The organism is Mesorhizobium sp. WSM4308, assembly GCF_002294905.1.
Taxonomy (GTDB): domain Bacteria; phylum Pseudomonadota; class Alphaproteobacteria; order Rhizobiales; family Rhizobiaceae; genus Mesorhizobium.
This window is the reverse complement of the sequence record NZ_NSFW01000021.1, coordinates 84,799-100,483: the sequence shown is the minus strand read 5'-3', so window position 1 is coordinate 100,483 and position 15,685 is coordinate 84,799. Positions and strand designations below refer to the sequence as shown.

16 protein-coding genes are annotated in these 15,685 nt (G+C 65.5%); 7 read left to right on the top strand and 9 right to left on the bottom strand.

The genetic code is table 11. The annotated features are described in order from the left end of the window. Positions 1–15 precede the first annotated feature (15 nt). On the top strand, positions 16–2,604 hold the full coding sequence (locus CK227_RS30695; RefSeq protein ID WP_095775670.1) for an AAA family ATPase: 2,589 nt from the start codon (positions 16–18) through the stop codon (positions 2,602–2,604). A 19-nt stretch (positions 2,605–2,623) separates the two neighbouring features. Here the strand turns inward: CK227_RS30695 and CK227_RS30690 are convergent, their stop codons facing one another. Beyond that, on the bottom strand, positions 2,624–3,628 hold the full coding sequence (locus CK227_RS30690) for a cytochrome d ubiquinol oxidase subunit II (RefSeq protein WP_095775627.1): 1,005 nt from the start codon (positions 3,626–3,628) through the stop codon (positions 2,624–2,626). A 5-nt stretch (positions 3,629–3,633) separates the two neighbouring features. Beyond that, positions 3,634–4,995: a cytochrome ubiquinol oxidase subunit I gene (locus tag CK227_RS30685; protein WP_095775626.1), complete on the bottom strand. Its 1,362-nt coding sequence runs from the start codon at positions 4,993–4,995 to the stop codon at positions 3,634–3,636. Between the two features lie 242 nt (positions 4,996–5,237). Between CK227_RS30685 and CK227_RS30680 the strand changes: the two genes are divergently transcribed. Together CK227_RS30680 and CK227_RS30675 are read left to right on the top strand one after the other, a co-directional pair. After that, a complete protein-coding gene (locus CK227_RS30680; RefSeq protein WP_095775625.1) occupies positions 5,238–6,164 on the top strand; it encodes an ABC transporter ATP-binding protein in 927 nt (308 codons plus the stop codon). A gap of 14 nt (positions 6,165–6,178) precedes the next feature. Next, a complete protein-coding gene (locus CK227_RS30675; protein WP_095775669.1) occupies positions 6,179–6,940 on the top strand; it encodes an ABC transporter permease in 762 nt (253 codons plus the stop codon). A 7-nt stretch (positions 6,941–6,947) separates the two neighbouring features. Here the strand turns inward: CK227_RS30675 and CK227_RS30670 are convergent, their stop codons facing one another. The 4 genes from CK227_RS30670 to tauA all read right to left on the bottom strand — a co-directional run bounded on the left by CK227_RS30670 (position 6,948) and on the right by tauA (position 9,920). Further along, positions 6,948–7,130: a hypothetical protein gene (locus CK227_RS30670; protein WP_095775668.1), complete on the bottom strand. Its 183-nt coding sequence runs from the start codon at positions 7,128–7,130 to the stop codon at positions 6,948–6,950. Positions 7,131–7,156: 26 nt separating this feature from the next. Beyond that, complete coding sequence (locus tag CK227_RS30665; RefSeq protein WP_095775624.1) at positions 7,157–8,017, bottom strand: ABC transporter permease subunit; 861 nt, start codon at positions 8,015–8,017, stop codon at positions 7,157–7,159. Then, positions 8,014–8,781 carry a taurine ABC transporter ATP-binding protein gene (locus CK227_RS30660; RefSeq protein ID WP_095775623.1) on the bottom strand — a complete coding sequence of 256 codons (768 nt, stop codon included), beginning with the start codon at positions 8,779–8,781 and terminating at the stop codon, positions 8,014–8,016. Before CK227_RS30660 ends, CK227_RS30665 begins: the two co-directional genes overlap by 4 nt. A 125-nt stretch (positions 8,782–8,906) precedes the next feature. Continuing rightward, positions 8,907–9,920, bottom strand: coding sequence for a taurine ABC transporter substrate-binding protein (gene tauA / locus CK227_RS30655; protein ID WP_095775622.1), 1,014 nt, complete (start codon positions 9,918–9,920; stop codon positions 8,907–8,909). Between the two features lie 908 nt (positions 9,921–10,828). Between tauA and CK227_RS30650 the strand changes: the two genes are divergently transcribed. Together CK227_RS30650 and CK227_RS30645 are read left to right on the top strand one after the other, a co-directional pair. Beyond that, complete coding sequence (locus tag CK227_RS30650) at positions 10,829–11,305, top strand: Rrf2 family transcriptional regulator (protein WP_095775621.1); 477 nt, start codon at positions 10,829–10,831, stop codon at positions 11,303–11,305. Between the two features lie 25 nt (positions 11,306–11,330). After that, complete coding sequence (locus CK227_RS30645) at positions 11,331–12,689, top strand: FAD/NAD(P)-binding protein (RefSeq protein WP_095775620.1); 1,359 nt, start codon at positions 11,331–11,333, stop codon at positions 12,687–12,689. Positions 12,690–12,703: 14 nt separating this feature from the next. Here CK227_RS30645 and CK227_RS30640 read toward each other — a convergent pair whose 3' ends face one another. Further along, positions 12,704–13,474 (bottom strand): type 1 glutamine amidotransferase domain-containing protein, encoded by a 771-nt coding sequence (locus CK227_RS30640; RefSeq protein WP_095775619.1) that lies wholly within the window; start codon positions 13,472–13,474, stop codon positions 12,704–12,706. 111 nt (positions 13,475–13,585) lie between these two features. Here CK227_RS30640 and CK227_RS30635 point away from each other — a divergent pair, with 111 nt between their 5' ends. Next, positions 13,586–13,939, top strand: coding sequence for a helix-turn-helix domain-containing protein (locus CK227_RS30635; protein WP_095775667.1), 354 nt, complete (start codon positions 13,586–13,588; stop codon positions 13,937–13,939). A gap of 13 nt (positions 13,940–13,952) precedes the next feature. On the opposite strand, the gene CK227_RS30630 is transcribed toward CK227_RS30635, so the two are convergent. Together CK227_RS30630 and CK227_RS30625 are read right to left on the bottom strand one after the other, a co-directional pair. Then, on the bottom strand, positions 13,953–14,600 hold the full coding sequence (locus CK227_RS30630) for a cysteine hydrolase (RefSeq protein WP_095775618.1): 648 nt from the start codon (positions 14,598–14,600) through the stop codon (positions 13,953–13,955). Then, positions 14,597–14,929, bottom strand: a complete 333-nt coding sequence (locus tag CK227_RS30625; RefSeq protein WP_095775617.1) for a hypothetical protein — start codon at positions 14,927–14,929, stop codon at positions 14,597–14,599. Before CK227_RS30625 ends, CK227_RS30630 begins: the two co-directional genes overlap by 4 nt. Before the next feature lie 173 nt (positions 14,930–15,102). Here CK227_RS30625 and CK227_RS30620 point away from each other — a divergent pair, with 173 nt between their 5' ends. Beyond that, on the top strand, positions 15,103–15,504 hold the full coding sequence (locus CK227_RS30620; RefSeq protein ID WP_095775616.1) for a RidA family protein: 402 nt from the start codon (positions 15,103–15,105) through the stop codon (positions 15,502–15,504). Positions 15,505–15,685: the final 181 nt, after the last annotated feature.

Sequence of the window (15,685 nt, the reverse complement as noted above, 5' to 3'; positions counted from 1 at the left end):
TCTGGGCGAATGATGATGCTTCTGGAACGGCAGACACAGCTGGCGCAGCTGGATGAACTTCTCGCGGAGGCCGCGAATGGACGCGGCCGCGTGGTGGCGCTGTCGGGCGAGGCAGGCGCCGGCAAGTCGGCGCTTGTCGAGGCTTTCGTCGGCAAGGTTGCCGATGGCACGCGCATCTTCCGCAGCGCCTGCGAGGATTTGTCGATCCCGGATCCGCTCGGCCCGCTCTACGATCTTGCCCGCGAGGCGCAATGGGCGATGCCGCGGGCGATCGACGCCCGGCAGGGGCAGAGGTTGCCCCTGTTTTCCGACGCGCTGGAAGTCTTCGAGGCAAGGACGCAGCCGACGCTCCTGATCATCGAGGATCTGCACTGGGCCGACGACGCGACACTGGATTTCGTTCGCTTCCTGGGGCGCCGCATCGCCAACACCCACATCCTGCTCGCCCTGACGGCGCGCACCGACCGCAGTGAAGGGCAGATGCGCGTGCGCCGCGTGCTCGGCGAAATTCCCGCCGGCAACGTCGTGCGCATCGATGTGCCCCTGTTGAGCGAGACGGCGGTGCTGTTGCTTGCCAATGCCGCCGGCCGTGATGGCGATGCCATCTACCGCGCGACGGCGGGCAATGCCTTCTTCGTTACCGAGCTTTTGTGCGCGGACAATGAGATGACGCCGCCTGCCAGCGTGCGCGACGCCGTCGTCGCACGGGCCGGCCGGCTGTCGGCCGGCGCCCGCTCGATGCTCGATGCGGTTTCGGTCTTTCCCAGACGCGCCGACGCGTGGGCACTGCAGGGCCTGTGCGGCGTCGCCGCTGCCGGCCAGCTCGCGGAATGTGTGTCGAACGGCCTGCTCGACGATCTCGGCGACGGCTACGCCTTCCGACACGAGATCGCGCGCCGCGCCATCGAGATGATGCTGACGACGAGTTCCAGGAGACTGTTCAATCAGCGTGCGCTGTCGGCGCTGCTCGAGAATGGTGGTGTCGCTACCGCGCGCCTCGTCCACCATGCGGTCGAGGCGCACAATCTGCAGGCGGTGCGTGAGTTCGCACCGGTCGCGGCGCGGGAGGCCTCGCGTGTCGGCGCCCATCGCGACGCCGCCGGCTACTACGAGGTTGCCCTGCGGCAGGCCGACACCTTGCCTCAAGATGAGCGCGCCGGGCTTTACGAGCAATATGCGTTCGAGTGCCATTTGATCGCGCGCATAGACGAAGCCATCAAGGCGCAGGAACAGGCACGTGTGTTGCAACAGGCGCTGGGCAACAGGCTGAAGGAAGGCGACAGCCTGAGATGGCTGTCGCGCTTCGCCTATCTTCTGGGGGACCGACAGGCGGCCGACATGTTCGGCGCCCAGGCGGTCGCATTGCTGGAAACCGTCCCGGACAGCGCCGAACTCGCCATGGCCTATTCGAACCTTTCGCAGCTTGCGATGCTGGCCGAAAGGCTGGACGAGACCTTGTCGCTCGGCGCCAGGGCGATCGAACTCGCCGAACGGTTGAACAGGCCGGAAGTCGTTTGCCATGCTCTCAACAATGTCGGCGCCGCCGAGCAGTGGCTGGACCTGAGCAGCAGCAGGCTGCATCTTGCCCGCAGCCTCGAGATCGCGCTGGAGCAGAATTTTCAGGAACATGCCGCGCGCGCCTTCACCAACTGCGCGTGTGGCGAGATGAACCAGTTGGGCTACAGCCAGGTCCAATCCTTCCTTGATCGCGGCATCGACTACTGCGTCGAGAACGATCTGGCGACCTGGCGCGATTACATGCGTGGCGTGCGGGCCCAGTTGTTGGTGCGCAACGGACGCTGGGATGACGCGGCTGCCGAGGCGCTGGATGTGGTTGCCAACGACCGGGCGACGGCGCTGGTGCGCTATCCCGCCCTCGTGGCGCTGTCGCGGCTGAGGGTCCGCCGCGGCGACCCCTCGGCAGAGCCGCTCCTGGCGGAGATGAAGCGGTTTCTGGAGAAGGGCGCCGAACTGCAGCGGCTGTTACCCTACGCGGCTGTGATGGCCGAACGGGCCTGGCTGGGGGAGGCGGAAAAGGATGAGGCGCTGCGGCTGATCGGCCTTGCCGAGAGCATGTCGCCGACCCGGGCGGTCTTCGCCGAACTGGCCGCCTGGCGGCAGATGCTGGCACCCGATGCAGATCCGGGCGACACATCTGGCATGGCCGCGCCCTACCGGATGCTGCTGGCCGGCGACTGGCGGGGAGCAGCCGCGGCGTGGGCCGAACTCGACGCGCCTTACGAACGCGCCCTGGCGCTGGCGCAGGGCGATGAGGCGGCACAGCGGGCGGCGCTGGAGATCCTCGAGGCGCTCGGCGCCCGGCCCGTCGCGAGCCATGTGCGCGACATCATGCGGCGAAACGGCGTCATCGGCATCGCGCGTGGACCGCGCCGCACCACGCGCGCCAACAGCGCCGGCCTGACCCAGCGCCAGATGGAAGTGCTGCAGCTGATCGAGCGGGGTCTCTCCAACAAACGCATAGCCGAGCATCTCGCCATTTCGCCCAAGACGGTCGATCACCACGTCTCGGCGGTGCTGGGCAAGCTGGATGCCGTCTCGCGCGGCGAGGCCTCCGCTGCCGCGCGCGCCAGCGGGCTGATCTGAAGACGGAACGGCCGGCCCCTCAATCGTAGGTCAGATCCGTCGCCTTACCGCCGAACACGCGGTAGGCATAGAAGGAATAGAAAATGATGATCGGCAGCACCACCACCGTGCCGACAAGGATGATGGCCAGGCTTTCGGTCGCCGACGCCGCCTGCCATATCGTCAATTTGTCGGGCACGACGAACGGGTAGAACGACCAGGCGAGGCCGGCAAAGCCGAGCACGAAGATGGCGGCCAGCGTCAGGAACGGCGTCAGCGCATGGCGGTCGTCGGGCTTCGGCAGATGGAAGGTCTGCCGCCACAGCCACAGGAACAACAGCGCCGACAGGATCGGCAGCGGCGAGAGATAGAGCATCTGCGGCCAGACGAACCATTTGTCGAAGATGCGCGGGCTGGCGAAAGGCGTGGCCAGCGACACCGCCGCCATGCCCAGCGCCGTCAGCACCAGCGCGGTGCGCAGCCAGCGCACCGCTTTCCTCTGCAGCTCGCCTTCGGTCTTGTAGATCACCCAGGCGGCACCCATCGCCGCATAGGCGGCGGCCAGGCACAACGCCACCAGCACGCCGAACGCCGTACCGCCCAGGCCGACATCAAGGCCGAGCACATAGACGCCCAGCATATAGCCCTGCGCCAGCGAGGCGATGACGGAGCCGAGGAAAAAGATGCGGTTCCAGCGATGCTTCTTGCCGCTCGGCACCTTGGCGCGAAAATCGAAGGCGACGCCGCGCAGGATCAGCCCGACCAAGAGCACGAAGACGGGAATGTAGAGCGCGGTGAGGATGACGCCATGCGCCATCGGGAAGGCGACCAGCAGCAGGCCGACGGCCAGAACCAGCCAGGTCTCGTTGGCGTCCCAGAACGGGCCGATCGCCGCGATCATCGTGTCCTGCTCCGCGTCCTCGGCCATGGCGAACAGGATGCCGATGCCGAGGTCGAAACCGTCGAGAATGACATAGATCAGGATGGCGAGGCCCATCAGTCCGGCGAAGATCAGCGGGAGAGCGGTAGGCCAGTCGAAGGTCATTTTTCCTACTCCCCAGCCGCCGGCTGTGACATGGCTGCTTTCATGACGCCCGGCAGCGGTGATGAATCACCATCCTTCGCCGCTTTCAGCGCCAGATGCACCAGCACGCCGAGATAGGCGATCAGCAACAGCACGTAGAGGATCAGATAGACGGCGAGCGTCAGCGCGACATGGCTGCCCGCCACCGGGCCGACGGCATCGGCGGTCTTGAGCACGCCGGTGACCAGCCAGGGCTGGCGGCCGATCTCGGTCGTGTACCAGCCGGCCAGCGTCGCCAGCCAGCCCGACAGTGCCATCGGCACCATCAGCATGGCGAGCGGCTTGGGCAGGCTGTGCCGGCGCTTGAGGAAGAAGGCGGCCGACCAAGAGACGGCGAGCATCAGAAGGCCGGTGCCGACCATGATGCGGAAGCTCCAGAAGATTGGGAAGACCGGCGGATGGTTGCCGGGAAAATCGTTCAGCCCCGGCACCACGCCGTCGGTCGAGTGCCGCAGCACCAGGCTTGCGCCGTCGGGGATGGCGACCTCGAATTTGTTTTCCTTGGCCGCCTCGTCGGGCAGCGCGAACAGCACCAGCGGCACGTTGGGGCCGGTGTTCCAGTTGGCCTCCATGGCGGCGATCTTCTGCGGCTGGTGCTCCAGCGTGTTCAGCCCATGCTGGTCGCCGGCAAGGATCTGGATGGGGATCAGGATCGCGGCGGTGAAGACACCGGTGCGCAACGCCTTCCACATCGATTCCGAGCGGTCGCCGTTGAGATAACGCAGCGCCGACAGGCCCGATATCAGGAACGAGACCGTCAGCCCCGAGGCCAGGAGCATATGGACCAGCCGATAGGGCATCGACGGGTTGAAGACGATGGCCCACCAGTCGACCGCATGCGCCTTGCCGTCAATCATCTCGAAGCCGGCCGGCGTCTGCATCCAGGAATTCAGCGCTATGATCCAGAAGGCCGACAGGGTGGTGCCGCCGGCGACCAGCACCGTCGCCAGCGTGTGGACGCGGTTGGAGACGCGGCGGAAGCCGAACAGCATGATGCCGAGGAAGGCCGCCTCGAGGAAGAAGGCGGTGAGGATCTCGTAGGCCAGCAGCGGCCCGGCGATGTTGCCGACATGCTCCATATAGCCCGGCCAGTTGGTGCCGAACTGGAAGCTCATGGTGACACCGGACACCACGCCCATGGCGAAGGACAGCGCGAACACCTTCACCCAGGTGAAATAGGCGCGCATCCAGGCGGAATCGTTGGTCGCGTTGTAGCGCAGCTTGAAGAACAGCAGCACCCAGCCAAGTGCAATGGTGATCGTCGGAAACAGAATATGGAACGAAATATTCGCGCCGAACTGGATGCGCGACAGTATGAGCGGGTCCATGGCGGGCTCCGGCTGCTATTTGCTGGCGGCAGCGTATGCCCGTAACGCGAGTTGGTCAAAGCGGCGTCCTGCCGCGAGGCTGAACGCCACAGGACAATTTTACCGGTTCATGCGGGTACATCTCCAGCCGCTGCCGGCACGGGCTGTCCAGAACTGTCAGCAGCGCCACTGACTTGCGGGTTGCACGCGATGACATTCGGCCTATATCAGGGGACCTCTTTCAGGCAGCCGTTTTTCAGCCCATGCCCTCCATTCTGTCCATTTCCGGGGTCTCCAAGACCTACGCCACCGGTTTCACCGCGCTCAAGGAAGTCACTCTCGACATCCAGCGCGGCGAGATCTTCGCTTTGCTCGGGCCGAACGGTGCCGGCAAGACGACCCTGATCTCGATCGTCTGCGGCATCGTCAACCGCTCGACCGGCACCGTCACGGTCGACGGTCACGACATCAGCAAGGATTACCGCGCCGCGCGCAGCCTGATCGGCCTGGTGCCGCAGGAACTGACCATCGACGCTTTCGAGAGCGTCTGGGCGACGGTCAACTACAGCCGCGGCCTGTTCGGCAAGCCGGTTAACCACGGCTTCGTCGAGAAGGTGCTGCGCGATCTGTCGCTGTGGGACAAGAAGGACGCCAAGGCGATCACGCTGTCGGGCGGCATGAAGCGCAGGCTGATGATCGCCAAGGCGCTGTCGCATGAGCCGCGCATCCTGTTCCTCGACGAGCCGACCGCCGGCGTCGATGTCGAGCTGCGCCAGGACATGTGGGAGATGGTGCGCCGGCTGCGCGAGGATGGCGTCACCATCATCCTCACCACCCACTATATCGAGGAAGCCGAGGCGATGGCCGACCGCGTCGGGGTCATCAACCGCGGCGAAATCATCCTGGTCGAGAACAAGGCCGAGCTGATGCGCAAGCTCGGCCGCAAGCGGCTGGTGATGGAGCTGCGCAATCCGCTGACCGCCATTCCCGAAACCTTCTCGGGCTATGCGCTGGAGCTGTCGCCGGATGGCGGGCAGTTGACCTACACCTATGACAACCAGGCCGAGCGGCCGGGCGTCGCCTCGCTGATCCGCGATCTCGAGGCCGGCGGCATCCAGTTCCGCGACATCGACACGCAAAACAGCTCGCTCGAGGAGATCTTCGTCAATCTGGTGAGGAGAGAGCCATGACCCTGGGCGCAGCCATGAATTTCCGTGCAGTCTGGGCGATCTACCGGGTCGAGATGGCGCGTGCCTTCCGCACCGTGCTGCAGAGCATCATCTCGCCGGTCATCTCAACATCGCTCTACTTCGTCGTCTTCGGCTCGGCCATCGGCTCGCGCATCACCGAGATCGACGGCATCAGCTACGGCGCCTTCATCGTACCCGGGCTGATCATGCTGTCGCTGTTGACGCAGTCAATCTCCAACGCCTCCTTCGCCATCTATTTCCCGAAATTCGTCGGCTCGATCTACGAGCTTCTGTCGGCGCCGGTCTCCTATCTGGAGATCGTCATCGCCTATGTCGGCGGCGCGGCGACCAAGTCGATCATCCTCGGCCTGATCATCCTGGCCACCGCCTCTTTGTTCGTGCCGCTCCACATCGAACATCCGTTCTGGATGATCGCCTTCCTGGTGCTGACGGCGGTGACCTTCAGCCTGTTCGGCTTCATCATCGGCATCTGGGCGAAAAGCTTCGAGCAGCTGCAGCTTGTGCCGCTCTTGATCGTCACGCCGCTCACCTTCCTCGGCGGCAGCTTCTATTCGATCCACATGCTGCCCGGCATCTGGAAGACGATCACGCTGTTCAATCCGGTCGTGTATCTGATCAGCGGCTTCCGCTGGAGTTTTTACGGCAAGGCCGACGTCTCGGTCGGCGTCAGCCTCGGCATGACGCTGGTCTTCCTGGCCGTCTGCATCGCCATTGTCGCCTGGATCTTCAAGACCGGCTACCGGCTGCGGAACTGACCGCCCCTCACTGCGACCAATACTGCCAGGCCCAGTAAAAGCTTTCGTCGCGCGGCGGCAGGCGGTCGCGGCCGGCCTGGAATTGGACCGGCGCCGGCGAGCGCTCCTGCCTCGCCGTCTTGTCGTCGGAGGCAAGGCCGAGCAGCCAGGCGCGGAAATGGGCGAACAGCACGGCGGTGGAATGGGTCATCGTCACTCTCCTGCGCTTGCGGTTGATCATTCCCGTCCCGCCCACGGGACGAGCGCGCGCTCGATCCTGCGGATGGTGAATTCGAGCACGAAGGCGATGGCCGCGATCACCAGAATGCCCATGATCACCACGTCGGTGACCAGAAACTGCGCCGCCGACTGGATCATGAAGCCAAGCCCGCGCGTCGCCGCCACCAGTTCGGCCGCGACCAGCGTCGACCAGCCGGCGCCGAGCGCGATGCGCAGCCCGGTCAGGATCGACGGCAGCGCGCTGGGCAGGATGACGTGGCGGACCACTTGCGCGCGCGTCGCGCCAAGCGATCGCGCCGCGTTGATGCGTTCCTGCGAGACGCTGCGGACGCCCGAAGCGGTCGACAGCGCCACCGGCGCCAGCATGGCGATGGCGATCACCAGGATTTTCGACGGCTCGCCAATGCCGAACCAGATGATCACCAGCGGCAGATAGGCCAGCGGCGGGATCGGCCGCAGGAATTCCAGCAGCGGATCGAAAATGCCGCGACCGACCGTGCTGGTGCCGATGGCAAGACCAACGGGCACGCCGACCAGGATGGCGGCGACCAATGCGGCGAACACCCGGCCCAGGCTGGCGACAGTGTGCTGCAGCAGCGTCGCGTCGACGAAGCCGTCGCCGATCACGACGATGAATTTGTTCCACACCGCGACGGGCGAGGGCAGGAACACCGGCGACACCAGTTGCAGGCGGGCCGACAGCGCCCATGCCGCCAGCACCACCAGGATGGTGACCGCGCTGATCATGCGGGCCGAAACGCCCTTGCGTTTCGGGCTCGGCCGCGACCACGGCACCGACAGGCCGTCGGCCTCTTCAGTCCTGGGGCCGGCGCGCTCGGTGTAAGAGAAGATGGTCATGCCGCTTCTCCCTCGAAGATGGCATCGGTCAGTTCGCCGCGCGCCGTGGCGAAGGCCGGGTCGGCCTTGATCGCGCGGATGGCCTCGCCCGCGGCGTAGCGCCTGGAAAAGTCTGGCTCGAAGGTGCGCACCACACGGCCGGGGCCCGGCGCCAGCACGACGATGCGGGTGGCGAGCACCAGCGCCTCCTCTATGCCGTGCGTCACCATCAGCACGCCGGCATGGCTTGCCGTCCAGAGATCGAGCAGCGTCGTCTGCATGCGCTCGCGCGTCAGCGCGTCGAGCGCGCCGAGCGGCTCGTCGAGCAGCAGGAATTGCGGTTCGGCGGCGAGCGCGCGGGCAAGGCCGACGCGCTGGCGCATGCCGCCGGAAAGCTCCCAGATGTGCTTGTCGCCGGCATCGGCCAGCTTGACCAGCGCCAGAAGCTCGTCGGCGCGTCGCGCCCGCTCGGCCGGCCTGACACCGCGCAGGCGCAGCGCGAAGGCGACGTTTTCGCGCGCGGTCAGCCAGGGAAACAAGGCATCGTTCTGGAACACCACGGCGCGATCCGAACCAGGTGCCGAGATCGGGCGGCCGTTGATCGTGGCGCGGCCGCGTGCCGGCGCGACGAGGCCAGCGGCGACATTGAGCAGCGAGGTCTTGCCGCAGCCGGAACGGCCGACAAGGACGACGAAATCATCCCCGGCGACGTCGATCGACGCACGCTCCACGGCGGGGTGGCCGTCATAGTGGATCGAGATCCTGTCGAGCACGAGATGCGGCATGGGGCCTCCCGGGAAGTTTCATTGAAGCTCGCCCGCCCCGAAACCGCGCCTCGTCAGCGGTTCCGGGGCAGGCACGCGCGGCGTCAGGGAAGGAGATCCGCGCGCGTTCAGCTGGCGCCGGGCGCTCAGTTCGAGGCCAGCGCCTCGGTGACGTATTTCGACGTCACATATTTCGAATAGTCCGGCAGCACGGCATCGACCTTGCCCTGCTCCTTGAGGAAGGCTGAGGCGGCCGCGACCGCCTTTACCGTGCCGCCGCCGAGGAATTTGTCGGAGGCCTGCTCTTCCAAGGTCGGGAAGACATAGCCCTTCAACAGCTCCGGCACCTCTTCCAGCTTGGCGCCGGTGAGCTTGGCGATCTTGCCGGCCTGCGGCGAGGAAACCGACCAGGCGTCGGGCTTGGCGAGGTACTCGGCATAGGCCGCGCCCGTGACCTTGACGAAATCGCGCACCGCTTCCGGGTTCTTCTGCGCAAAATCGGTGCGCACGATCCAGGCGTCGAAGGTCGGCGCGCCCCAGGCGGCGACCTGCGAGGAATCCAGCACCACCTTGCCCGTCGTCTTGATCTGGCCGAGGGCCGGATCCCAGACATAGGCCGCGTCGATGTCGCCGCGCGCGAAGGCGGCGGCGATTTCGGGCGGTCGCAGATTGAGGATCTGGACCGACTTCGGATCGACATTCTCGTGCTTGAGCGCGGCAAGCAGGCTGTAATGCGTGGTCGAGACGAAGGGCACGGCGACCTTCTTGCCGGCGAGGTCGGCGACCTTCTCGATGCCGGCGCCGTTGTGGGCGACCAGCGCCTCGGACGGTCCGATCAGGCCTACGACGAAGATGGTCTGGATCGGCAATTCACGGCTTGCCGCCGCCGCCAGCGGGCTCGAACCGACATAACCGATGTCGACCGAGCCGGAAGCGACCGCGGCGATGACATCGGCGCCGGAATCGAATTTACGCCAGTCGATCGTGGCCTTGGTGGCTTTTTCATAGGCGCCATCGGCTTGCGGCACTTTGGAAGGCTCGACCACCGTCTGGTAGCCGATGGTGATCTTCAGATCCTCGGCCAGGGCCGGGCTGAGAAAGGCGGCGCCGGCAAGCGCGGCGGACGACAGAAGGAGAATGCGTCGCGAAATGGTGGACATCAAAGGGCTCCATGAAAACAGAGAAAACCGGATTGCCGCATGATAGTCCGCTAATTCTATCGTTCTTGTAGAGTTAAATCCTTCCAACGAAGGCGGGTTTGTTGGAAAAAATCTGTCGGGGGCGCTGTGTCGATGCGGAAAGGGCGGCTGCAATTGCCGTCATCGCCCCTCCATATGAACGGGAAAGGTGCCCCGCGAACGCCAGACTTCGTCGTCCTAGGGCGAAGCAAGGAGCGCAGCGACGCGCGCAGACCCCTGGAGTTGCTCCGCAGCCCAAGGGATCCATTCCGTGACTCCGAAGCGTTGCTGCGGTGCATAGTTCTGCTCCGTCGCATCCTTCGATCGAGGTCACGGCATGGATCCTCGGGTCTCCGCGACGGAGCTTCGCTCCTGCTCCGCCCGTGGATGACGAAGTCGGGAAGGCTCGGCCAACCGTCGACGCCCTCACCTACGAAACGACAATTTCGCTTTTGCGATTGCCACACAAATCTATGCCTCGAATCGCCAAGGAATTGACAAGCCGTTTCGCGTGTTCGAGGGTAAGTATAGTATCCTTATCGAAATGAGGGATTGGAGGCGAACGATGAGCGGGCACCCCTGCACCATGATCGCTCACGGCATGCACCGGCTCCTGGCGCCGCACGAGTCAGCGCGCGGCACGGCTGTCCCGCGCGGAACCATTTGTCGCCTTGTCGCCGTCGAGATGCATTTCTGTGCTCTTAATGGCACAAAAGCCTGACAAAATGGCTCCAGCGGCTTGAAAACGAAGCAAAATCAACGTTTCTCGGCTTGTATATCATGTCACTAGAATTTATGTGTCATGGATGCTTGGGCGCGGCGGGGAGGCTCGCCAGGCGTTTCGCAACGGATGGCCTCGTGCCATCGCATGACAGAGAAACGTTCGGTCAATGCTCACCAAAAAAGGCAAGTACGGCCTCAAGGCGCTGGTCCACCTGGCGCACCTGCCGGCCGGACAGCTGGCTTTCGTCAACGACATCGCGACCGGCAACAACATCCCGAAGAAATTTCTCGATGCCATACTGGGCGAGTTGCGCAATGCCGGTTTCGTCCAGAGCCGCAAGGGCAAGGATGGTGGCTACCGCCTGGCGCGGCCGGCCGACGAGATCAAGGTCGGCCATGTCGTGCGCGTCCTCGACGGGCCGCTGGCGCCAATTCCCTGCGCCAGCCGCACACAATATCAGCGCTGTGAAGACTGCAACGAGGCGACATGCCAAGTCCGACATCTGATGCTCGAGGTCCGGCAGGCGATCGCCGAGGTGCTCGACCAGCGCAGCCTCGCGGAAATGCGCGACATCGGCCTCGACGACCTTACGGTCGCGAGGGAGATCGACGAGCTGCCCGTCACCGTGAAGGTCCAGGCCTGACGCCTCGCATTGCGCAGGTGCGGGCATGAGCGGGCGCGCCAGTTCGATCATCCCCAATTCGATCATCATCGTCGGCGGCGGCGCCTCAGGCGTCGTGATGGCCGCGCATCTCCTGAAATCGACCAATCCGGATCTGCGCGTCACGCTGATCGAAAAGCGCCCGCATTTCGGCCAGGGCATCGCCTATTCGACGCTGCTGTCGGCGCATGTCTTGAATGTCAGCGCCGCCGGCATGAGCGCCTATGCCGACGATCCCGGCAATTTCTGGCGCTGGCTGCAGGGGCGTGGCCTGGTCGACCAGGAGCAGACGCCGCAGACACCCTTCTACGCGCCGCGCAGCATCTACGCCCGCTATCTCGGCGAGCTGCTCGACGAGCTCGAAGCGCGCGAGCAGCCGACCGGGCGGCTGCGCCTGATCCACGAAGAGAGCCTGTCGATCACGCCGACCGCGTCCGGCGTCGAGGTGGCGCTCGCCAACGGCACCAGCGTCGTCGCCCACATGGCCATACTCGCCACCGGCCATGACGAACAGCCGGCGCAAGGCCATGCGATCCGCATGGGCTCGGAGGCCGACACCGCGCTCGACCCGGAAAGCCGCGTCATGGTGCTGGGCACCGGCCTCAGCATGGTCGACGCGTTCCTGGCGCTGGAACAGCGCGGCCACAGGGGCGAGATCGTCGCCGTGTCGCGGCGCGGCCTGCTGCCGTCGCCGCACCGCAAGGGCAATCCGATCAAGCTCGACGTCGCCGACATCCCGCTCGGCACCCAGCTTTCCTATTTCGTCGGCTGGTTCCGCGACCTGATCCGCGAGAACCAGAAGGCCGGCATCGACTGGCGCGACGTGGTCGACGGCCTGCGCCCCTTCAACCAGAAGATCTGGCAGAACTGGCCGGCTTCCGCCAAGCGCCGCTTCGTCGAGCACACCAAGGCCTGGTGGGACATCCACCGCCATCGCATGGCGCCGGAGGTCTACGCCAAGGTGACGCAGGCCGTGCAATCGGGACGCATCCGGCTTGTCGCCGGGCGCGTCGTCGGCATCACGCCAGGCGAGGCCTTCAGCGTCGACGTCCAGTCGCGCCACAGCCAGCTTGTCGAGACGTTCGACGTCGCCCGTATCTATGATTGCTCGGGGATCGTGCGGGACATTTCGACCTCGTCGAACAGCGTGGTGCGCTCGCTGGTCGACCGCGGGCTCGCGCGGCCGGATCCCATGCGCATCGGCCTCGACGTGTCGGCCAATTGCGAGATCATCGCCGGCGACGGCACGGTCTCGCGCAAGATCCTCGCCGTCGGGCCGCTGACGCGCGGCACCTTCTTCGAGATCGATGCCATTCCCGACATCCGCATCCAGTGCGCGCGGCTGAGCAAGCAGTTGCTGGGGTAAATGCCGGCTGGTGCTCAGCCGCCTAGCGCCTCGCAGACCAGGCGCGCGGTCTCGGCGCCGGAAAAATTCTGCTGGCCGGTGATCAGATTGCCGTCGCGCACGGCAAAGCCGCGCCACAGCCCGGCTTGGACATAATTGGCACCGATGGCCTTCAACTCGTCCTCGATGCGCCAGGGCATCAGATGCTTGCCGCGCTCGAGCGCGCCCATCTCCCACGTCGCCTTGTCGGCGAAATCCTCCTCGGCATTGGCGAAACCGGTCACCGTCTTGCCGGCGGCGAGCAGCGAGCCGTCGGCACGCCTGGCGTAGCGCAGCAGCGCGGTGCCGTGGCAGAGCGCGGCGGCCACCTTGCCGGCCTCATGGAAGGCGACGAAGGTTCGCTGCAGGTCGGTCGCGCTCTCGTAGCTGAACATCGGCGCCTGGCCGCCGGCGACCACAATCGCGTCAAAGCTGTCGACATCGATCTCAGCTGCCGGCCGCGTGGTCTCGACCAGGGCCGCCAGTTTCGGACTTGACAGGAAGCCGAGCGAGATGAGGTCGGTCTCCGAATAGCCCGATGGGTCACGCGGGTCGCTCAGCGCGTCGGCCTCGCATCTGCCGCCCTCGGGCGAAAAGATTTCCACCGCATAGCCGCGCTCGGTGAAGGCAAACCACGGATGCGTCAGCTCGCTCCACCAGAAGCCGACCGGCCATCCTGTCGTGGTCGATACGGCCGGATTGGCGATGACGATGGCGGCACGCTTTGGCTTGCGTGCATTGACCGGATTGGCATCCCTGACGCTCATCTTGGCTCTCCCTTATGAAACTGTCGCCGACAAAGCCGGGCCCGGCAATCTGGCCATATGGCGGGGCAAATTCCGCTTCCGTCGCCGCAGGGCCTTGCCTACGATGACGGCATGGCACAACGCGGTAGACTCTATGGCTGCCCGGTCGAGTTCGCGCTCGACGCGCTCGGCGGCAAGTGGAAAACGGTGATCATCGCACGCATCAAGCAAGGGCCGCTGCGCTATTCCGAGCTGCGCCGGCTGATCCCCTCGCTCTCCGACAAGATGCTGACGCAGCGCCTGGCCGATCTCGTCGAGATCGGCTTCGTCGTGCTCGAGACGTCGCCCGACGGCAAGGGGCGCTACGCCTTGACCGAGCGCGGCCACGATCTCGCCGCAGCACTCCAGGCGCTCTACGACTGGGGCAGCGTGCATGGCCGCGCCGAGGGCGTGCGCTTCCGCACTGATATCGAGGCGGCGGCCTAGCAACTTTTGTCCCTCAGTGCGCAGCGGCCAGCGCGCCGCAGAAGCCGGCGACATCGGTGATGACGGCCTCGCCGAGGAAACGCAGCGTCGCCATCGAGCGGTCGCGCGCTTCGCGGTTGCCGAAGCCGCAGGCGTCCTCGATCACAACGGCCGTAACGCCATTGTCGGTCGCCTGGCGGACGGTCGGCTCGATGCCGATCTCCGTGGCGATGCCGGCAAGGGCGACGGCGCGCACGCCGCAATCGCCGAGCGCAAAGCCAAGCGCCGTGGAATCGAAGGCCGACATGGTCAGCTTGTCGAACACGGCTTCGTCGGCGCGGGGCGCCAGTTCGGGGACGATCCCGGTCGCTTGGGCGTCGCGCAAAAACCACGGCTCGACCGCGTCGGGGTTGTCGCGCCGCTGCCAGGCCATGGCGGTGCGCAGTTGGGTGGCGCCCATCCATTTGCGTGGCAGAGAGAGATGGCGCGTGAACGCCACCCGCATGCCGGCCGAGCGGGCGGCTTCGAGCACGATGCCGGTGCGCTCGACGATATCGGCCGCGCCGGCGACCTGGCGGCAGATGCCGACCTGCATGTCGTAGACCACCAGCGCCATGCGGCGCGGATCGCACCATTCGACCAGCCTGGCCGGAATCTCGATGCCTTCGCTGGACCGGATCATGCCGCGGTCCGGTCCCAGGGTTGGGCGATGTCGACGCTGGGGTCGAACAGATATTCGAGCGGCAGCGGTGCCGGATCGAAAGCCAGGAAGTGCCATTCGAGCAGCCCAGCCTTCGACAGCGGGAAGTCGTCGGTGTAGCGCCTGGCTTCCTCGACGCTGTCGAGTTCGAAGACGATGATGACGCCGCCGACATCGGCGCGGGCATGGTTTTCGCGCACGATGCCTGCCTTCCACAGCCGCCAGACATTCGACACCTCGTCGCGCAGATAGGGTTTCAAATCGTCGAGGGTGACGCCGGGCTTGAAGTTGTCATAGGCAATGATCTTCATCGGCTGTCTCCTCTTCGCCTGTCAGCATCGCGCGGCCCGCTTGCTATTCGGGGCAGGCGTCGCGTTCGGCTAGCATGTCGAAAATGGCGGCTTCAACGAACGAGATGGTTCGTTGAAACGAACTGCCGGTTGGCCTTTCGTGGCGCGCGGCATCCAGCGGAGAGGGGACGAGAATGGGCATCGAGCGGCTGAACCCGAAGGGCATGCACGGCAACCCGGCCTATTCGCAAGGCGTGGCGCTGCCGGCCTCGGCGCGCATCGTGCTGATCGGCGGCCAGAACGGCATCGACGCCGATGGCCGGATCGTCGGCAAGGGCGACATCGCGGCGCAGACCGCGCAGGCGCTCGCCAATCTGGCGATGGTGCTCGAAGCCGGCGGCGCCAGGCCGGAGAATCTCGTCCGCCTGTCGATCTACATTGTCGGCGACGCCGATATCGGGCCGGCCTTCGGCGCCTGGATGGCATTCTGGGGCGATCGCGGGCCGCCGCCGGTGGTGACGGGCATACGCGTCCTCGGCCTCGCCAATCCGGATTTCCTGATCGAGATCGAGGGCCAGGCGGCGGTTGAAGCGTAATCTCCCCCTTGAGGCTACGCCATGCACACATTTTCTGTGATTGGCATGACGGATCGGCCCGAGGCTTGATTGCCACGTGGTTCCCCCAATCCGTCGCTGCTTCGCAGCGCCACCTTTCCCCCTCCGGAGGGAAAGGAAGGGAGCTTTGCCGGACGAGCGTTGACGACAAAAAGCTTGGCGC